The organism is Luteibacter sp. Sphag1AF, assembly GCF_014192715.1.
Lineage (GTDB): Bacteria > Pseudomonadota > Gammaproteobacteria > Xanthomonadales > Rhodanobacteraceae > Luteibacter.
In genome coordinates this window covers 195465-212702 of the sequence record NZ_JACHYH010000002.1, presented here as the reverse complement: position 1 = coordinate 212702, position 17238 = coordinate 195465, and the positions used below count along the sequence as shown (strand labels likewise).

Annotated in this window: 14 protein-coding genes and 1 pseudogene; 6 read left to right on the top strand and 9 right to left on the bottom strand. The window is 65.5% G+C overall.

Annotated elements, in window-relative coordinates; genetic code table 11:
- Nucleotides 1–66 precede the first annotated feature (66 nt).
- Nucleotides 67–207 (top strand): annotated as a pseudogene (locus FHW69_RS19010) (IS3 family transposase); the annotation flags it as partial.
- A 466-nt stretch (nt 208–673) separates the two neighbouring features.
- Here the strand turns inward: FHW69_RS19010 and FHW69_RS07800 are convergent.
- The gene (locus tag FHW69_RS07800) at nt 674–4237 is read right to left on the bottom strand and encodes an Rne/Rng family ribonuclease (RefSeq protein ID WP_183422488.1); all 3564 of its coding nucleotides are present in this window, start codon (nt 4235–4237) and stop codon (nt 674–676) included.
- Nucleotides 4238–4588: 351 nt separating this feature from the next.
- Between FHW69_RS07800 and FHW69_RS07795 the strand changes: the two genes are divergently transcribed.
- Nucleotides 4589–5533, top strand: coding sequence for an RluA family pseudouridine synthase (locus tag FHW69_RS07795; RefSeq protein ID WP_183422487.1), 945 nt, complete (start codon nt 4589–4591; stop codon nt 5531–5533).
- 10 nt (nt 5534–5543) lie between these two features.
- Here the strand turns inward: FHW69_RS07795 and FHW69_RS07790 are convergent, their stop codons facing one another.
- Both FHW69_RS07790 and FHW69_RS07785 read right to left on the bottom strand, forming a co-directional pair.
- On the bottom strand, nt 5544–6941 hold the full coding sequence (locus tag FHW69_RS07790; protein WP_183422486.1) for a CPBP family intramembrane glutamic endopeptidase: 1398 nt from the start codon (nt 6939–6941) through the stop codon (nt 5544–5546).
- The gene (locus FHW69_RS07785) at nt 6941–7282 is read right to left on the bottom strand and encodes a 4a-hydroxytetrahydrobiopterin dehydratase (RefSeq protein WP_183422485.1); all 342 of its coding nucleotides are present in this window, start codon (nt 7280–7282) and stop codon (nt 6941–6943) included. Before FHW69_RS07785 ends, FHW69_RS07790 begins: the two co-directional genes overlap by 1 nt.
- A 144-nt stretch (nt 7283–7426) precedes the next feature.
- Here FHW69_RS07785 and FHW69_RS07780 point away from each other — a divergent pair, with 144 nt between their 5' ends.
- Complete coding sequence (locus FHW69_RS07780; protein WP_183422484.1) at nt 7427–8035, top strand: NfuA family Fe-S biogenesis protein; 609 nt, start codon at nt 7427–7429, stop codon at nt 8033–8035.
- 47 nt (nt 8036–8082) lie between these two features.
- Here FHW69_RS07780 and FHW69_RS07775 read toward each other — a convergent pair whose 3' ends face one another.
- From FHW69_RS07775 to FHW69_RS07750, 6 genes are all read right to left on the bottom strand, one after another.
- Complete coding sequence (locus FHW69_RS07775; RefSeq protein WP_183422483.1) at nt 8083–8433, bottom strand: cytochrome c; 351 nt, start codon at nt 8431–8433, stop codon at nt 8083–8085.
- A 17-nt stretch (nt 8434–8450) separates the two neighbouring features.
- Nucleotides 8451–8771 carry a cytochrome c gene (locus FHW69_RS07770; RefSeq protein ID WP_183422482.1) on the bottom strand — a complete coding sequence of 107 codons (321 nt, stop codon included), beginning with the start codon at nt 8769–8771 and terminating at the stop codon, nt 8451–8453.
- A gap of 77 nt (nt 8772–8848) precedes the next feature.
- Nucleotides 8849–10081: a TraB/GumN family protein gene (locus FHW69_RS07765; protein WP_183422481.1), complete on the bottom strand. Its 1233-nt coding sequence runs from the start codon at nt 10079–10081 to the stop codon at nt 8849–8851.
- 31 nt (nt 10082–10112) lie between these two features.
- A complete protein-coding gene (locus FHW69_RS07760) occupies nt 10113–11003 on the bottom strand; it encodes a carbon-nitrogen hydrolase (RefSeq protein ID WP_183422480.1) in 891 nt (296 codons plus the stop codon).
- Nucleotides 11000–12046, bottom strand: a complete 1047-nt coding sequence (locus FHW69_RS07755) for an agmatine deiminase family protein (RefSeq protein WP_183422479.1) — start codon at nt 12044–12046, stop codon at nt 11000–11002. The genes FHW69_RS07760 and FHW69_RS07755 overlap by 4 nt, the downstream gene beginning before the upstream one ends.
- Before the next feature lie 121 nt (nt 12047–12167).
- The gene (locus tag FHW69_RS07750) at nt 12168–12512 is read right to left on the bottom strand and encodes a hypothetical protein (protein ID WP_183422478.1); all 345 of its coding nucleotides are present in this window, start codon (nt 12510–12512) and stop codon (nt 12168–12170) included.
- A gap of 196 nt (nt 12513–12708) precedes the next feature.
- Between FHW69_RS07750 and FHW69_RS07745 the strand changes: the two genes are divergently transcribed.
- The 3 genes from FHW69_RS07745 to recJ are packed head-to-tail and all read left to right on the top strand — an operon-like array spanning nt 12709 to nt 17224.
- Nucleotides 12709–14589, top strand: a complete 1881-nt coding sequence (locus FHW69_RS07745; RefSeq protein WP_183422477.1) for an ATP-binding cassette domain-containing protein — start codon at nt 12709–12711, stop codon at nt 14587–14589.
- A 2-nt stretch (nt 14590–14591) separates the two neighbouring features.
- A complete protein-coding gene (locus tag FHW69_RS07740) occupies nt 14592–15506 on the top strand; it encodes a phosphoglycerate mutase (RefSeq protein ID WP_183422476.1) in 915 nt (304 codons plus the stop codon).
- Nucleotides 15503–17224, top strand: a complete 1722-nt coding sequence (gene recJ, locus FHW69_RS07735; RefSeq protein WP_183422475.1) for a single-stranded-DNA-specific exonuclease RecJ — start codon at nt 15503–15505, stop codon at nt 17222–17224. The genes FHW69_RS07740 and recJ overlap by 4 nt, the downstream gene beginning before the upstream one ends.
- Nucleotides 17225–17238: the final 14 nt, after the last annotated feature.

The window sequence follows — 17238 nt, the reverse complement described above, 5'->3', positions numbered from 1 at the left end:
ACCTTTTCCCTCAAGAAAAGGCGAGTCCGTGAATTCAGGGTCAAACGAACGCAGCGTGATTACACCCTGGCCTTTACATGGTCCGTGGCGGCGCAGGTGGAAAAAGGCGAGCTGACCGATAAGCAGGCGCAGTCACGCTATGGGATCCAGGGGCGCTCGACGGTGCTGGTGTGGCTGCGCGAGCATGGTCGGCACGACTGGACCAAAAGTGCGTCATGGGTCGCGTAAAAAAGCCTTTGGGCAAGTCCTCGCGCAAAAGCCCGTCCCCGGCTTGGAGCCGGCAAGGGTATTACCAGCACTGTCGACGACAAGCGGATCGCGCGGTTCGCAGCGCCACGGTGGTGGGCCAGGTGCAGGAGGTACGGCTGCGCAAGCCTCGTATCGGCATCGGCTGGGACGTGATGCCCTGTTTGCGCTGCCGGGGGGTGCCCGCTTGCTGGTCGCGCCCAGCAGGAAAGGGGAGTTGCCGCTGCAACGGCCGGCTGATCTGCGACAGGCCCGACAGATGGTCAGGGAGTCGGTGGCTATCTACAACCACGAGCGTCCTCACCTACCGCCAAAATGAAGAACGCCCGATGGACCTCATCGGGCGTTCTTTCGGCAGTACCAGCCTGCTGCTATACCGTCCTTGCAGGTGTCAACCTAAATCAGGACGGGCACGGAGACTGGGCGATCAGTCTTCCTTCGACGGGTCCCGTACATCCGTCGGTTCCTGGCGCGGACGCGTCAGGAGATCACCCTGGGCAGGCGGCGTCCACGCGGGCGCAGATACCTTCACGTCGGAGCTGACCGGTGCTTCCGGTGCCTTCGGCGCGACCGGGGCAACGACGACGGGGGCCGGCGAAGTCTTCGGCGCTTCCGGCGCGGCCACGACGGGCGCCTTGGTTTCCACCGGCTGAACCTGCCTGGAAACGGGCGCCGGCGTGGTCACGGGTGCGGCAGCGTCGGTGCTTTCGTCTGCGTCCGGGAGCATGCCACGAGCGGGAGCGTCCAGCGGCGAGGCGGGCTTTTCGCTGACAACCACCGGCTCGATGGCAGGCGTTTTCGGCGCTTCAGCCTTCACCGGCTCGGCCACCGGCTTTGCAGCTTCGGCAGTCGGGGCGGGTGTCGGCGCAGGCGTGGGCGGTGCAACCGCAGCCGGTGCGGCTTCGCTGACTTCCTTGGCGGCATGCGACGGAGCGGCAGTTGCGGCGACGGCCGGAGCCTCACTCGAAACCGGCGTGGCCACCGGCGTCGGAGCCGCAGCCACCGGAGCCTTGGCTTCGGGCATGACGGGCGTGGGTGCCTTCACTTCGGGTTCTGCGTGAACGGCAGTATCCGGAGCCTTGGCGGTCGGCGTCGGTGTTTCGATCGGAGCGGGCGTGCGCTTCGGGGCTTCTTCAGCCGGAGCGGACGATGCCTCGATCTTCTCCACCGGAGCCGGCGTCACCGGAGCTTCAACCGCCGGAGCGGCCGGCGTCGGGGCGACGACGGGCGCAGCCGGGCGCGTGGCCTCGGCCAGCGGAGCTGTGGACTCGGTCTGGTCGCGCTCGGTCGTGCGGGCGTCGGCGGCATCGGCAGGCGTGGCCGTGGCCACCGGGGCCGGCCTGATGGGCGCAGGCGTGGCCGCAGCGTTCGCCTTCGGCGGCGTGCTGCCCGGAATGGGCGGCAGCGGCGGCAGGCTCAGTACCGGTGCGGGCACAACGGGCTTGCTGTCGGCGTCACGCGACGGGCGCGTGGCAGCGGCAGACGTGGGGGCTTCCACCGCGAAAGCGGCTTCGGATGCAGCGGCCGTGTCCAGAACCGGCGGGACGCTGGCGCTGACGCGTTCGGTTTTGCGCGGTGCTTCGTTCGAGGTTTCGCCCTCGTCGACACCGTCTTCGTCGTCGAAATCGGAACCATCGGCGGAGCCGGCATTCGTTGCACCCGTCTCATCCTGGCGACGGCGGCGACGGCCACCACGACGGCCACGACGACGGCGCTGGCCACCCTCGGTGTCCTTGGTGCCATCGGTGGGAGCAGAGGCGTTGTTGACGTCCACGATGGAGGTATCGCCATGGACGGCGTCATCACCGGCGGAGACGACGACAAGCTTGTCCTTGTCGATCACCGCCTCGGCAGTGGCGGCGGCAGCCGGAAGCTTTTCGGCGGACGGGCGCGGCTGCTGCTGGCGCTCGGCCTTGGGCTGCTGCTGTGCCTGCTGCTTGCGCGGCTCGCTGGCCTGCTGCTGCGGTTGATCCTGACGACCCTGGCGACCACCGGCCTGTGCCTGCGCGTTGCGCTGCTGGCTGTTGTCGCGCTCCGGGCGCTCGGCACGCTCACCGCGCTCGGCACGCGGCTGCTTGCCGCTCTTGGGCTGCTGATCCTTGCCGCCGCGACCCTGCTGTTCCTTGCCGCCGCGCTGCTGGCGCTGCTGCTGGTTGTTGTTGCCACGGCCCTGGGCCTGGCCGCGGTCATCACGATCACGACGCTGGCCGCGCTGAGCCTGCGGCTGGTTGTCCTGACGCTTCGGTGCGGCGTCGGCCTCCGGCTGTGCGGCCGTTGCGCGACGGAACCAGCCGGCGATGGCTGCAAAGAAGCCACCGCTCTGTGCGGGCGCCCTGGCGGGGCGTGCGGCAGCTACCGGTGCCTCGACAGCCTCGGCGGCTTCGTCGCGCACCGGCGCGGGCGTGGAGGGCACGACGCCGGTCACCAGCGGCTGCTCGCCGCTGCCCAGCGCCTGACCCATCTTGGGCAGCGCGGTGGCAGACACGGGCGTCACGCGCTCGTAGCTCGGCTTGCTGTGCTCGCCCATGTCCGCTTCGCGGATGCGGGTGATTTCCAGGTGCGGGGTTTCCAGCTTGTCGTCGGCCACCACCACCACGTGCACGGCATGGCGCAGCTCGATCTCGACCACGCTGGCGCGCTTCTCGTTGAGCAGGAAGTTGGCGACGGCGGGTGGCGACTGGACCAGTACCTGTCCCGTGTTTTCCTTCATCGCGTGTTCTTCGATGAGGCGCAGGGTCGACAGGGCAAGCGATTCCACGCTGCGGATGTGGCCGTGGCCTTCGCAACGCGGGCAGACGATCTGCGTGGCTTCGCCGAGGCTCGGGCGAAGACGCTGGCGCGACATTTCCAGCAGGCCGAAGCGCGAGATGCGGCCAATCTGGACGCGGGCGCGGTCGGCCTTGAGGGCTTCCTTCAGTTTCTCTTCGACTTCGCGCTGGTGGCGCGGGCTGTCCATGTCGATGAAGTCGATGACAATCAGGCCGCCAGCGTCACGGATGCGCAGCTGGCGAGCGATTTCCACCGCCGCTTCGCAGTTGGTGTTGAACGCCGTTTCCTCGATGTCGCTGCCCTTGGTGGCCTTCGAGGAGTTGATGTCGATGGCGGTCAGCGCTTCGGTCTGGTCGATGACGATCGACCCGCCCGAGGGCAGGCGGACGCTGCGCTCGAAGATGCTCTCGATCTGGGTTTCGATCTGATAGCGCGAGAAGAGCGGCGTCGGGTCCTGATACAGCTTGAGCTTGCGCAGGTTGTTGGGCATCACCTGCTGGACGAAATCACGTGCGTCGTTGAACAGCGATTCCTCGTCCACGAGGATTTCGCCGATGTCGTTGCGCAGGTAGTCGCGCAGGGCGCGAATGAACAGCTTCGATTCCTGATAGATCAGGAACGGGGCCTTCTGCGAGTTGGCTGCCGACGAAATCGACTTCCAGAGCTGCAGCAGGTAGTCCAGGTCCCACTGGAGCTCTTCGGCGTCGCGGCCCATGCCGGCGGTACGCACGATCAGGCCCATTTCGTCCGGGACGTTCAGGTGCTCCATGGCCTCTTTGAGGGCCTGGCGATCTTCGCCTTCAATGCGACGGGACACACCACCCGCACGCGGGTTGTTGGGCATCAGCACCATGTAGCGGCCGGCCAGGCTGATGAACGAGGTCAGGGCAGCGCCCTTGTTGCCGCGCTCTTCTTTCTCGACCTGGACGATGATTTCCTGACCTTCCTTCAGAAGATCGCGGATGTTGTTGCCTTTTCCGCCTTCCAGGAAGTAGTCGCGGGACACTTCCTTCAGGGGGAGGAAGCCGTGACGCTCAGCGCCGTAATCGACGAAGCAGGCTTCAAGGGAGGGCTCGACGCGGGTGATGCGGCCTTTGTAGATATTGGCCTTTTTCTGCTCGCGGGACGGGATTTCGATGTCGAGATCGTAAAGATTCTGGCCATCAACGATGGCCACGCGCAACTCTTCGCGCTGAGTCGCGTTAATCAACATGCGTTTCATTGTAGTTCCTCGGCCTTGCCGCGCGGCCGCGCGCCGCGGTGGCGCCTTATGGCGGCCTGCCGGGGAACGCGCCGCAAGCGGTGAAGCGTGAAGCGACTTTAGGTTCCGTGACCGATTCCTGGTCCCGGCGTGATTCTTGGCATTGCGCTTCGCAACCGGTCCCGCATCCCTGTGGAATTACCGGACAACTGCGACCCGAACCGTTACGATGAAAGGGAGCTGCGACCGACCGCCAAGGGGCGGGTTCGGCGCAATCCTCGCCGACGTGGCGGACGGGCGCCCCGAAAGGGATGTACTCCGCAGGCGGGGCTTGGCGCTCCCCGAGTATCCTATCAATTTCGAGTTTTATCAATGCAGACGGCAACTTCCCTCGACGGCGGCCAAGGTGTACGGCAGCTGGAAATCGGCCCGGAACGAGACGGGCAGAGGGTGGATAACGCCCTGATGACCATCCTGAAAGGCGTGCCCAAGAGTCTGGTCTACCGGATTCTGCGCACCGGTCAGGTGCGCATCAATGGCAAGCGTGCCAAGCCCGACACACGCCTGGCAGCGGGCGACATGCTGCGCATTCCTCCGGTGCGCGTGGCTGAAAAGGAGTCGACCGGGTCCGCCCCCACAGGCATGGTCCGCGCGGTAACCGACTCGATCATCTTTGAAGACAAGCACTTCCTCGTCATCGACAAGCCCGTGGGCATTGCGGCCCATGGTGGCAGCGGCGTCAGCCACGGCGCCATCGAGCTTCTGCGGGCGGCCCGGCCCACCGAGCACCTGGAGCTGGTCCACCGCCTGGATCGGGACACCAGCGGCATCCTCGTGTTTGCCCGTACCCGGGCCGGCCTGACCGGCCTGCAGGCGCTGATCCGTACCAATGAGGTCGTGAAGCAGTACATGTGCCTGATGGTGGGTCATCCCCGCAAGGCAAAATTCGACGTCAACGCGCCGCTGCTCAAGTCAGTGATGCACGGCGGCGAGCGTATGGTCCGCGTGGACGATGCGGGCAAGCCTTCGCTGACCTTCTTCCGCGAGCTGGAGCAATACTCCGGAGCGCGCCTCATGGAGGCTACTCTGGGTACGGGGCGCACGCATCAGATCCGCGTCCATGCGCAGTCCATCGGTCACCCGCTGGCGGGCGACCCGAAGTACGGCGACGAAGAGGCCAACAAGAAGTTCCGGGCCAAGGGCCTGAAGCGGATGTTCCTGCATGCGTCGCACATGAGCTTCGAGCTGGACGGCCGCTCTTATGATTTTTCCTCGCCCCTGCCGGACGAGTTGAAGGCCTTTCTCGACAAGCTCTGAGATCGGTTCGTCAGTTGAGGAACCGCGCGCTCACTTCCAGCGAGCGCAGTATCCCGCCGGCCAGGCCCGCCTGAAGCAACACGGCGCTGGCCGCGTGGGCCAGCGCGATGGGGCCCAGTGCGCGGTAGCGCAGAAAGCACCACGCCCAGCCAAGTTCGGCCACGAAGCACATCTGCATCAGCAGCCCGTTGGGCGTATGGAGCAGGGCGAACAGTGTCGCCACGGCCAGTACGGCCCAGGCGCGGGGAACGAGTCGGTCAAGCAGGGCCGCAGTCACCGCCAGCATCAGCCACTGCTGCAACAACGCCCAGGCCACATAAAGAAGTGCGCGCCCCGGTGCGGGCCAGGCAAGCGCGTGCCCAAAGGCCGCCACCACAAGCGTGGCTGCGGGAACCGCAAGTAACGGCAGCGCCATGGCGCGGGCACTGCCCAGCCAATGCCATTCGGGAAGCCGCCTGCGTATCGCCAGACCGACGCCGAATCCAAGCCCACACAAGAAGCAGATGCCTGCCGGCAGGACGGCGACGGGGCCGAGCCTCATGCCCGCGATCAGCCAGAGAGGGCCGGCCACGGCGGCCAGCGCCTCCACGATTTGCCCGCCACGGCCCCGGACGGGGCGCAGGGTCAGGACGACCAGCGCCGAGGCATAGATCGCCAGGATCAACCAGTCGAGCACCGGCCCACGGGGTTCCCGGCCGTGAAGCGGCATGCTGCCCAGTCGGGCTGAAGGGTCTCCGGCCCAGATGAGATCGCGCCATTGAAGCAGGGCTTCGGCGCTTCCCCGGGCGGGCAATGCCACGGGTGTCGCGCGGAGTGGGCTCAAGGGCAGAAGGGCGGCGGCATGCAGGTCCGCTGAGCCGCCCTTGGGCAGATTCAGGACGAGGCGGAGCATGGCCGCGCGCTTCGGCGACGCCACGTCGTGACCGGCATCGTCTTTCCAGGGGAGTTTGCCCAGCGACACCTCGAACGGGCGTTGGGCTGTCACGTTCGCCGGCAGTGTGGCCGTGACGGCCGGGGTATTCAGGTGCTCGCGCACCAGCAGGGTCATCGGGGTGGCGGGTGGTGCCGTCACGTCCAGGCGCAGGCGCGATAGATCCACGATGTCCGCCGGGCGGCTCATGGGAAAGCCGACCTCCACTGGCGTGTCGGCCACGGCCGTCACCTTCAGGCTGCCATGCACCCTGTCCAGGCGACCGCCGCCGAAGGCGCGTGAGGCCACCAGGTCTTCCGGGCGCCGGAATGACCACGCCCATGGCGATGAGTCGCTGTCATAGGCGGCGGTCTCGCGCTCGCTCTGAGCCACCAGTTCGTGAGAAACCACCCGTGCAGCCAGCAGGGGCAGCAGCCACAGGATGGCTGCCGCAATGATCCACGGAAGGAGGGCGCGGCCGGCGCGGATCACGCTCATCAACGGGCGATCAGTGCCTCGGTGCGGGCGGCGCAGATGAAGTCGTTCAGCGACAGCCCGCCCACGTCGTGGGTCGACCACAGCAGGTGGCAGTGGCCGTAGCCGGCTTCGATGTCCGGGTGGTGGTCTTCGTGGTTGGCCATGAAGCCCACGGCATTGATGAAGCCGAGCGTGCGATGGAAATCGTGGAAACGGAAGTCCTTGACCAGCGCCTTGCCATCAGGCGTTACCGTCCAGCCGGGGACCTCGGGAAGCAGCTTCTCAATGGCGGCGCGATCCAGCGCGTGTTCGGCACCGCTTCGCGGCTGGCAGTGCTGGGAAGCGAGGGGATGAGTGCTCATGGTCCGTTGGTCACCTGGGGCGGATGGGATGCGAAGCGTCGAAGGTTGCCGTTGAAATGTCAAAGCTCCGCATCCAGATTGAATCTGGACTAAAATCGTACTGTTTCCTCCGGCTCCCCACCGGAGCGCCGTACTGGAGCAATCATGATCGACATTTCCGAACGGGCGCAGGCCCACTTCCTGCGTCTGCTTTCCACGCAGGGCAGCGACGGGCTGGGCATTCGCCTGCGCGTGGTCGCGGCAGGCACGCCCGCAGCACAGTGCGAGCTGGAATTCTGCGAGGCGGGCGAGCTCACGGGCAACGAGTGGACGGTCGAGTGCAAGGGCTTCAACCTGTACGTGGATGGCGACAGCGTCCGCTGGCTCGATCCGGCCGACATCGACTACGAAACCAATGCCACAGGCGGTCAGCTCAATATCCGCGCGCCACGCATCAAGGGGGAAGAGCCGGGCGAAGGCTCCAGCCTCGTTGAGCGCGTGCGCTATGTGCTTGAGGCCGAAATCGCCCCGCGCGTGGCCTCGCACGGCGGTCGCATCTCACTCATTGAGGTGGATGCCGACGGCGTGGTCATCCTGCAGTTCGGCGGCGGTTGCCATGGCTGCGGCATGGTGGATGTCACGCTGAAGAACGGCGTGGAGAAAACCCTGCGCGAGCGCATTCCGGAAATCACCGAAGTGCGTGATGCCACCGACCACAAGAGCGGCAAGACCCCGTTCTATGCGGGTGCCTCAGGCGCATCGGCGCTCACCTGAACGAAAAAGGCCCGCGCAAGCGGGCCTGTCTGTGTGTAGGCGACGGGTCAGTTGCCCTGGATGTGATGTTCCAGGCCGTCCAGCTTGGTGGGCAGGCTGGAGAAATACACGGCCACATCGTCGATGTCCTGATCGGACAGCCCGGCTGCAAAGCCCTTCATGATGGCGTTGGTGCGGCGGCCGTCCTTGTACTCGTGCAGGCTCTGCGCCAGGTAGCTGGCGTACTGGCCCGCGAGTCGCGGGTACTGCGGGTCGATCGACTGACCGTCCTGGCCATGGCAGGCCACGCACGTTGCCACCTTGGTTTTGCCGCGGGCCACATCGCCGGCTGCAAACGCCTGGGAAGCGGACAGCGCCAGTACGGCGCCGAGCGTAAATATCGTGATCGCATGCTTCATGCGTAGTCCTCGGCGACTTACTTGGCGAGACTGGACAGGTAGGCGGCGACGTCCGCGATTTCCTTGTCGGACAGGCTTTCAGCCTGGGCGGTCATCGTCGGATGCTTGCGTTCGCCATTTTTGTAGGCGTGCAGGGCATTGATGATGTATTGCTCGTTCTGGCCCGCGATGTGCGGCACGTTGTACGACGGGTAGACGTTCTGATATCCATCAACGCCATGACAACCGGCGCATGTGTAAACCAGTTCACGGCCGTGCGCCTTATCACCTTCGGCATGTGCCCCGGCAGTGACGCACAGGGCGACAATGGCCAGGCCAAGCAATTGCAATCGCTTCATGGAGGGTCCCTGGAGTTCCGGTTGCGACCGGGTTGAAAGCCCACCGAGTATAGAGGCCGTTCGCTCCGGGCGACAACTCAGAACAGGCTGCGCAGGATATGCACGCCAGCGATGTACTCGCCGGCGATGGTGCCGACGCTGACCAGGAAGAAGTTCAGCAGCGTGCGGGCCACCCGGTTTTTCCACCAGCCGCTCCAGTGGGTGATCTGGTCGCGCAGGTTTTCAAAGTCCACAACACGAGGTTTGCGTACCCACGCTTCGGCCATGGCGCTGACGCCACCTGCCGGAATGCCGGGACGGAATGGCTTGAGTGGTGCTGCGATGAACGCCGCTATGATGCTCAGCGGATGACCGCCCGCAATGAGTGCGCCCAGTGCGGCCAGTCCACCGGTAAACAGAATCCAGCTCTTGAGTGCGGCAGCGCCGAGTTCGGTGTTGCGGTGGAAGGCGAAGCCGATGGCCACGAATACGGCCAGCACGAGGGCAATGGCAATCCACTTGGGCCACGGCGAGGGCGGCGGCGTCTGCGCCAGCATGTCGGCGGTGGACTGCGGGTCCGCTACCTGTGTGCGCAACTGTTCGACCATGCCCTTGAGGTGACCGGCACCGATCACGACCAGCACCCGCTTGCTTTCACCCGGCTCAAAGCGTGCTGCGTTTTCGCGCAGGCGAGCGGCCATGTATTCGTCGCGCTCGCCGATCAATGCGCGGTAGAGCGGCGCAGAACCCTGGGCGAAATCGCTGAAAGCGCTTTCCAGCAGATCGCTCTGCTTGAGTTTTTCGATGTCCGACTCGGCAATTTCCTCGCGCTCGAACACGCTGGCCAGCATGCCGGCCAGCAGGCCGAAGCGCTGGAAGAAACCCACGCTGCGCCATGCGCGCTTGAGGGTCGTGCCCACTTCGCGGTCCACCAGCCAGATGGCCGTGCGGCGCTGATCGGCACCATCCATCGCGGCCTTCATCTCCGCGCCCGGCTCAATGCCGTACTGCGCAGCCAGGCGCTTCTGGAACGAGGAAAGCACGAGGCTTGCCGCCACCATGCCCGCCTTGCCCTGGCGGATGACCTGAAACAGGTCCATCTGCTTGAACGCTTCCGGATCGCGGATGCCATGCGCGCGGCTGGCGCACAGCTCGACCGCCACGGCGTCGAAATGCTCGCTTTCCAGCAGCGCATTGACGGCGTCCACGCTGGCGCGCGATACATGCGCCGTGCCGAGCACCACGTACTCGATGCCGTCGCGCGTCATGCGCTCGATGGGCTGGCCTTCCAGGGCGGCGGGCAAGGTGACGTCGTTCTCGTGGGCATTCATTCGCGCGGGAAGTCCTGTCTTATATAAGGTGTCAGTCGCGGTAACGCTTCAGGATGTCGGCGTACGCATCAATGCGACGGTCGCGCAGGAACGGCCAGATGCGGCGAACGTGTTCGCTGCGCTCCATGTCCACGTCTGCAATCAGCAGTGCGCGTCCGTCCGTGCCGGCCTGTGCGATGAACTCGCCCTGCGGACCTGCAACGAAGCTCGAACCCCAGAACTGGATGCCATTGCCCACGCCCGAGGGGTCTGCCTCGAAGCCGGTGCGATTGACTGCCAGCAACGGCAGGCCATTGGCCACCGCGTGACCGCGCTGCACGGTGATCCATGCTTCGCGCTGACGACCTTTCTCGGCGTCGTCGTCGGTCGGGTCCCAGCCAATGGCGGTGGGATAGAACAGCAGGTCGGCGCCAGCCAGCGCCATGAGGCGCGCGGCTTCCGGATACCACTGGTCCCAGCACACCAGCACGCCGAGCTTGCCGACGGAGGTCTGGATCGGTTCGAAACCGAGGTCGCCCGGCGTGAAGTAGAACTTCTCGTAGAACGCCGGATCATCAGGGATGTGCATCTTGCGATAGCGGCCGGCGATCTCGCGCGAACGATCAAAGACGACGGCCGTGTTGTGATACAGGCCGGTGGCGCGCTTCTCGAACAGCGACGCGATCACTACCAGCTTCAGCTCTTCGGCGAGCTTGCCCAGGCGCTCGGTGCTGGGGCCCGGGATCGTTTCAGCGAGGTCAAACGTGTCGACTGTTTCGCGCTGGCAGAAGTACGGGCCGTTGTGCAGTTCCTGCAGCAGCACCAGTTCCACGCCAGCCCTCGCGGCTTCGCGCAGGCCCGCTTCGATGGCGTCCAGGTTGGCGTCGCGGCTACCGCGGTCGGTTTCCTGAAGCAATGCAACTTTGAGGGTCTTGCGGGTCATGCGGTTCTCCCGGAAAGGGCGGCGGGAAGCTGCATCGTGATGCAGTGCAGGCTGCCGTTCTGCCAGATCAGCGGACGGCAGGGCACCTGCACGATCTCGCGGCCCGGATGCGCCACGCCGATGATGCGTGCGGCTTCATCGTCGGCTGCATCGCCGTAGGCGGGTACGAGCACTGCGCCATTGACGATCAGGTAATTGGCATAGGACGCGGCCAGGCGACGGCCTTCGTCGATGATCGGCTGCGCCCAGGGCAGGGGATGCAGCGTGTACGGCTGGCCGTCCACCGTGCGCAGGGCAGCCAGTTCGGCGCCCATGCGGGTCAGTTCGTCGTGATGCGGGTCCGAGGCGTCGTCGCATGCCTGGAACACGATGCCGTGGCCGGGTGCGAAACGGGCCAGGGTGTCGATGTGTGCGTCGGTGTCGTCGCCTTCCAGATAGCCGTAGTCCAGCCACAGCACGCGGCTGGCATGCAGGCCGTCGGCCAGCGTCTGGCTCATCGCCTCGCGCGATTCGTCCGGGTGACGCTGCACCAGGCAGCGCCACGTCGTCAGCACGGTGCCTTCGCCATCACTCTCGATGCCGCCGCCTTCCAGCGCCCAGTCGATGCGGCGATGTGCGGCGTTGCCGAAGACGCCGGCCTCAACCAGGCCCGCGACCAGCGCGTCGTCCTGCTCGGCGCCGAACTTGCCACCCCAGCCAGTGAAGCGGAAATCGGTGAGCTGCGCCTTGCCACCGTCACCCACCAGGGTGATGGGGCCGGAGTCGCGCAGCCAGGTGTCGTCGTACGGCAATTCCACGAAACGGACGCGCGCCAGATCGGCGCCGGCGGCGCCGATGGCGGCTTCGGCGTGAGCGCGCAGTGCTGCGTCGGCTACGACGATGATCAGGTCTTCAAAGCGGGTGACGGCCGCTGCTAGTGCCACATACGTCGTTTCGACGGCGGCGAGGCGGTCGGCCCAGTCGGTGTCGGCGTGCGGCCACGCGATCAGCACGGCGGACTGGTTTTCCCATTCCGCAGGCAGTCGAAGGGTGTGTTGGCTCATGGGCGATGTCATTCGTCGGATATGGGGACGGCATCGCTCTCGGCAATGCCCGGGGCCGGGCATTGTAACGGGTCGTGCAGTGGCGGGGGCGGGTTTGCGCCCGTGGGCCACGTCAGGTGGGTCAGTGAGCCTGACTGGGGTTGGTATTGTTGCCAGCGGGCGTGTTCAGCACGGTGTGAACCACGTGGCTGCGCTCGAAATACACGATATAACCGGGGTATTCCCAGCGATTGATGACCGGCTGCTGCTTGCTGCCGCCACCGCGCGGGGGCAGCTTTGCGGTGGGCGCGCCAAAGCGGCGTTCCACCTCGGCCATGCTCATGCCCTTGCCCGGCAGGTTCATGCCCTGTTCCTGCTGCACGCGCTTCATCAGCAGGCTGTCTGCACGAGCGGTGTGCCACGGGGCCGCGCCGGCCAGAGCCGCCACAAGGGCGATCGTCGATACAAAAGGCTTGAACTTCAACATGTCGGCTCTCCACGCTCCCCACGTAGCGCTGCGGCAGCGTTGTAACAGATGTGGGGCCTTCACGCCATCGGAGTTGTTCTCCGGCTTTCATCGTTGTGGCGCCCGTCGCGTTTTGGCGTAACAAGGGGCGCTCCGACGCGCGAAGGCTAAGGCCGGGTATCATGGGCGTTGATCTCGCTGTTCAGACCCCTTTCCGATGATTTCCTTTCGCCAGTTCGCCCTGCGTCGCGGCAGCCGTACGCTGATCGCCAACGTTGACCTCACCTTGCAGAGTGGCTGGAGCGTCGGCGTTGTCGGCCGCAACGGCTGCGGCAAGTCCAGTCTGTTTGCCGCGCTGAAGGGGGAAATCGAGGCCGAAGTGGGCAATCTGGACATGCCCTCGCGCGTGCGGATGGCCGCCGTGGCTCAGGAAACGCCCGCATTGCCCGATCCGGCGATTGAATACGTGCTGGGCGGCGACGAAGAAGTGGCTGCCGTGCTACGCGCCGAAGCGGCTGCCGCGGCGGCGGAAGATCACGAAGCCGTGGCCGCGGCGCATATCCGCATCGAAGAACTCAACGGTTACGACGCGCGTGCCCGCGCTGGCCGCCTGCTGCACGGCCTGGGCTTTCCGGCCGAAACCCATGAGCGTCCCGTCGCCTCGTTTTCCGGTGGCTGGCGCGTTCGCCTGAACCTGGCTCGCGCGCTGATGGCGCCGTCGGACCTGCTGCTGCTCGATGAGCCCACGAACCATCTGGATCTGGATGCCGTGCTGTGGCTGGAAGAGTGGCTGCGCCGCTACCAGGGCACGCTGCTGGTCATCTCGCATGACCGCGAATTCATGGATGGCGTGATCTCGCACACGCTGCACCTGCACGATGGCACCGCCAAGCTCTACACGGGCGACTACACCGCATTCGAACGCCAGCGCGCCGAACACCTGCGTCAGCAGCAGATTGCGCACGAGCGCGAGCAGGCTGAGCGCGCTCATCTGCAATCATTCATTGACCGCTTCAAGGCCAAGGCCAGCAAGGCCAAGCAGGCGCAGTCGCGCGTGAAGCGCCTTGAAAAAATGGCGGGCACCGAAGCCGTGCGCGCCGAGCGCGGTTTCAGCTTCGACTTTGCCAAGCCGGAGAAACTGCCCACCTCCATGCTGCGCCTGGATCACGTGGATGCCGGTTATGGCGACCACGTGGTGCTGCACGATGTGGGTTTCGGTCTGGAAGCGGGTGATCGCATCGGTTTGCTGGGTCCCAACGGCGCCGGCAAGTCCACGCTGGTGAAGTCGCTGGTGGGTGATCTTGAGCCGCTGGCTGGCGAACGCGCATTCCATCGGGACGTCCGCATCGGTTACTTCGCGCAGCACACGGTGGAAAGCCTGCGCGAAGGCGCAAGCCCGTTCGATCATCTGCAGGAAAAGGCGCCGGGCGTTGGCGCGCAGCCACTGCGCGACTTCCTGGGCACCTGGAATTTCCCGGCGGATCGTGCGTTCGAGCCGGTGGATGCGTTCTCCGGTGGTGAACGTGCGCGACTCGCGCTGGCGCTCATCGCCTGGGACAAGCCCAACCTCCTGCTTCTCGATGAGCCCACCAACCATCTTGATCTGGACATGCGCGAAGCGCTTGCCGATGCGCTTGCCGAGTTTGATGGCGCCATCGTGCTGGTTTCCCATGATCGCCATCTGCTGGGCATGGTCTGCGACGAATTCTGGCGCGTGGCCGATGGCGTGGTCGAGCCGTTCGACGGCGATCTGGACGACTACGCGCGCTGGCTACGCAGCCGTCAGACCACCAAGACCACCGCGGCTGTCGCGTCGGCGCCGGTCGCAGCGGAATCCTCACGCGACCGTCGCAAGGCCACCGCAGAGCAGCGCGAGAAAGAAAAACCGCTGCGCGCACGTATCAAGAAGATTGAAGGGTTGGTGGAAACGATGGATCGCGAACTGGGCACCATCCAGGGCAAGCTCGCTGATCCGTCCATCTATGAAGGTTCCACCAGCGAGCTGATGAAACTCAGCCAGCGCCAGGGCGACCTGCGCCGCGAAAAGGAAACACTGGAAGCGGAATGGATGGATCTGCTTGAGCAGATCGAGGCCTGAGGATGGGCACGCTCAACGTTCTGCTGGGCTCATCGGCGCGCTACACAGGTAGCAGCGATTTCGCCGGCTGGCTGGCGCGCGGCACGCGCCTTGCCGACCAGGACGCCGGTTACGTAGTGGCTTTGCGTGAGCACTTCGGCCTGCCCGAAGGTCCGCTTCCTGTCGCTGCATTGATCCGCCAGCTTGTGGCGGGCGATGCCGGGGATGCGTTGTGGCTGTGCGCTGATCCGGCATGGGTGCAGCCGGAAATGAACGGCGCGCGCCTGCTGGCATGCGGCAATCTGGGCCTGCGTCGGGACGATGCCGCCACACTGGTGAACGAGCTGTCGGCCACGTTTGCTTCTGAAGGCATGGAATTGCACGTGGGTGACGCAGAGCACTGGCAATTGAAGGTGCCCAGCTATCTCGACCTGCCACGTTTTCCGGAACCCGAAGAAGCGCTGGGCGCGGACCTCTTTGAGCAACTGCCGCAGGGTGAGGTGGGCCGTCGCTGGCGCGCACTCATCAACGAGGCGCAGATCGTGCTGCACAACGCTCCATGGAACGTCACGCGCCGCGCGCATGGCGGCACGCCGGTCAACAGCGTGTGGCTGTGGGGTGGTGGTGCGCTACCCGGCTGGGTGGATTGCGGCATGGGCCAGGTCATCAGCGACGACCTTCTGGTCTGGGCGCTTGCTGCCCGTGCCGGTGTCGACACCGTTGGTCGTGACGTCGCGCGTATCAGCGACGCGCCCGATTTCGCACTGGTCGATCTTCAGGACACCGATGCTGGCACCTTCGCGCGCGACTGGTGGCCGGCACTCGCCGCCCGCCTGCGTGGCGGCGACGACCTGCGCATCTGTTTCGCAAGTGGCGAACGTTACCTTCTGCGCTCCGCCCATCGGTTGAGGTTCTGGCGCCGGGCGCCGGCAGCATGACCACGCGCCAATGGCGCCGCCGCCCCGTGACCGATGAGCCGTCGGGTTGGCCGGCCCACGTGCATCCCGTCATTCAGCGCATTTACGCGGCGCGAGGTGTGGCGACGCCCGAAGGCGCAGAACATCGCCTTGCGCGATTGCTTTCACCGGCACTGCTGGGCGGCATGGATCGCGCGGTGGCGTTGCTCATGGATGCCATTGAGCGCGATCTGCGCATCGTGGTGGCCGGTGACTACGATTGCGATGGCGCGACCGGCACGGCAGTAGCCGTACGTGGGCTGCGCATGCTGGGTGCGCGGCATGTTGCGCATGTGGTGCCCAATCGCTTTGTGCACGGCTACGGTTTGAGCGAAGCGCTGGTTGCCTCGCTTGATCCTGCGCCCGACGTGATTGTCACCGTCGACAACGGCGTAGCCAGCATCGCGGGCGTGGCAGCAGCGCGTGCGCGCGGGGTGGCCGTGGTCATCACCGATCACCATTTGCCCGGCGATGCGTTGCCGGATGCGGATGCCATCGTCAATCCCAACCTCCGTGGCGATGGTTTCCCCAGCAAGGCGCTGGCTGGCGTAGGCGTCATGTTCTATCTGCTGCTGGCGCTGCGTGCGCAGATGCGTGCACAGAATGCTTTTACGGATGGCGAGCCGGATTTGCAGGTATTGCTGGACCTGGTCGCGCTGGGCACCGTGGCTGATCTGGTCATGCTGGATTTCAATAATCGCGTGCTTGTGGATGCTGGATTGAAGCGGATGCGCGCCGGTCGCGCATGCGCAGGCATCATGGCGCTCATTCAGTCCAGCGGGCGGGCAACGTCCACCATCAGCGCCACCGACCTGGCCTTTGCCATCGGCCCGCGCCTGAATGCGGCAGGTCGGCTGGAAGACATGTCGCTGGGCGTTGCGTGCCTCATCACGGACGATGCCGCGCAGGCGCGTCGTTACGCGGATCAGCTCTCGGCCATCAATCAGGAGCGGCGCGAGTTGCAGGCGGGCATGGTGGATGAAGCTGAGACCATGGCAGCCAGCGCCGCACATAGCGACGCCGTCGGGGTCGCGCTATTCGACGCGGGCTGGCACCCGGGCGTCGTCGGGCTGGTTGCATCGAAGCTGAAAGAAAAGCTGCACCGACCGGTGATGGCATTTGCCCCCGCGGGCGACGACTCCGATGAACTGCGCGGCTCGGCCCGCTCGATCCCTGGCTTTCATATCCGTGATGCACTGGCGGACATTGATGCCAGGCACCCCGGCCTGATCCTGCGTTTTGGCGGCCACGCCATGGCGGCAGGCCTCAGTCTGCGCGCGAGTGACTTCGATGCGTTCGCAGCGGCCTTTGACACGCTGGCACGTGCCCAGCTGGACGACGAGCGGCTTCAGGCACTCGTGGTCACCGATGGCGAAATTCACGGACACGATCACACACTGGACCTTGCCCGCCAGCTGCGCGATGCCGGCCCTTGGGGGCAGGGCTTCCCGCAGCCGGTATTCGAGCAGCGCTTCGAGTGCGTGTCCTGGAAGGTGATGGGACAGCGGCACCTGCGCCTGCAACTGCGTTGCCATCAATCGGGCGTGGTTCACGACGCGGTGATGTTCAACGCGTATCACGGCACCCCCCCTCCGGCGCAGGTACGCGTGGCCTATGAGCTGACCATCAACGACTGGCAGGGCAGGGAGTCTGTTCGGTTGCTGGTGCAGCACATGGAAGCCTGCGACCAGGGCCCGTAATAAAACCGGATTTT

What these genes read in the sequence shown, in the direction of transcription:
- FHW69_RS07800 (WP_183422488.1), bottom strand. Translation starts at nt 4,237, where the DNA reads ATGAAACGCATGTTGATTAACGCGACTCAGCGCGAAGAGTTGCGCGTG.
- FHW69_RS07795 (WP_183422487.1), top strand. Translation starts at nt 4,589, where the DNA reads ATGCAGACGGCAACTTCCCTCGACGGCGGCCAAGGTGTACGGCAGCTG.
- FHW69_RS07790 (WP_183422486.1), bottom strand. Translation starts at nt 6,941, where the DNA reads ATGAGCGTGATCCGCGCCGGCCGCGCCCTCCTTCCGTGGATCATTGCG.
- FHW69_RS07785 (WP_183422485.1), bottom strand. Translation starts at nt 7,282, where the DNA reads ATGAGCACTCATCCCCTCGCTTCCCAGCACTGCCAGCCGCGAAGCGGT.
- FHW69_RS07780 (WP_183422484.1), top strand. Translation starts at nt 7,427, where the DNA reads ATGATCGACATTTCCGAACGGGCGCAGGCCCACTTCCTGCGTCTGCTT.
- FHW69_RS07775 (WP_183422483.1), bottom strand. Translation starts at nt 8,433, where the DNA reads ATGAAGCATGCGATCACGATATTTACGCTCGGCGCCGTACTGGCGCTG.
- FHW69_RS07770 (WP_183422482.1), bottom strand. Translation starts at nt 8,771, where the DNA reads ATGAAGCGATTGCAATTGCTTGGCCTGGCCATTGTCGCCCTGTGCGTC.
- FHW69_RS07765 (WP_183422481.1), bottom strand. Translation starts at nt 10,081, where the DNA reads ATGAATGCCCACGAGAACGACGTCACCTTGCCCGCCGCCCTGGAAGGC.
- FHW69_RS07760 (WP_183422480.1), bottom strand. Translation starts at nt 11,003, where the DNA reads ATGACCCGCAAGACCCTCAAAGTTGCATTGCTTCAGGAAACCGACCGC.
- FHW69_RS07755 (WP_183422479.1), bottom strand. Translation starts at nt 12,046, where the DNA reads ATGAGCCAACACACCCTTCGACTGCCTGCGGAATGGGAAAACCAGTCC.
- FHW69_RS07750 (WP_183422478.1), bottom strand. Translation starts at nt 12,512, where the DNA reads ATGTTGAAGTTCAAGCCTTTTGTATCGACGATCGCCCTTGTGGCGGCT.
- FHW69_RS07745 (WP_183422477.1), top strand. Translation starts at nt 12,709, where the DNA reads ATGATTTCCTTTCGCCAGTTCGCCCTGCGTCGCGGCAGCCGTACGCTG.
- FHW69_RS07740 (WP_183422476.1), top strand. Translation starts at nt 14,592, where the DNA reads ATGGGCACGCTCAACGTTCTGCTGGGCTCATCGGCGCGCTACACAGGT.
- recJ (WP_183422475.1), top strand. Translation starts at nt 15,503, where the DNA reads ATGACCACGCGCCAATGGCGCCGCCGCCCCGTGACCGATGAGCCGTCG.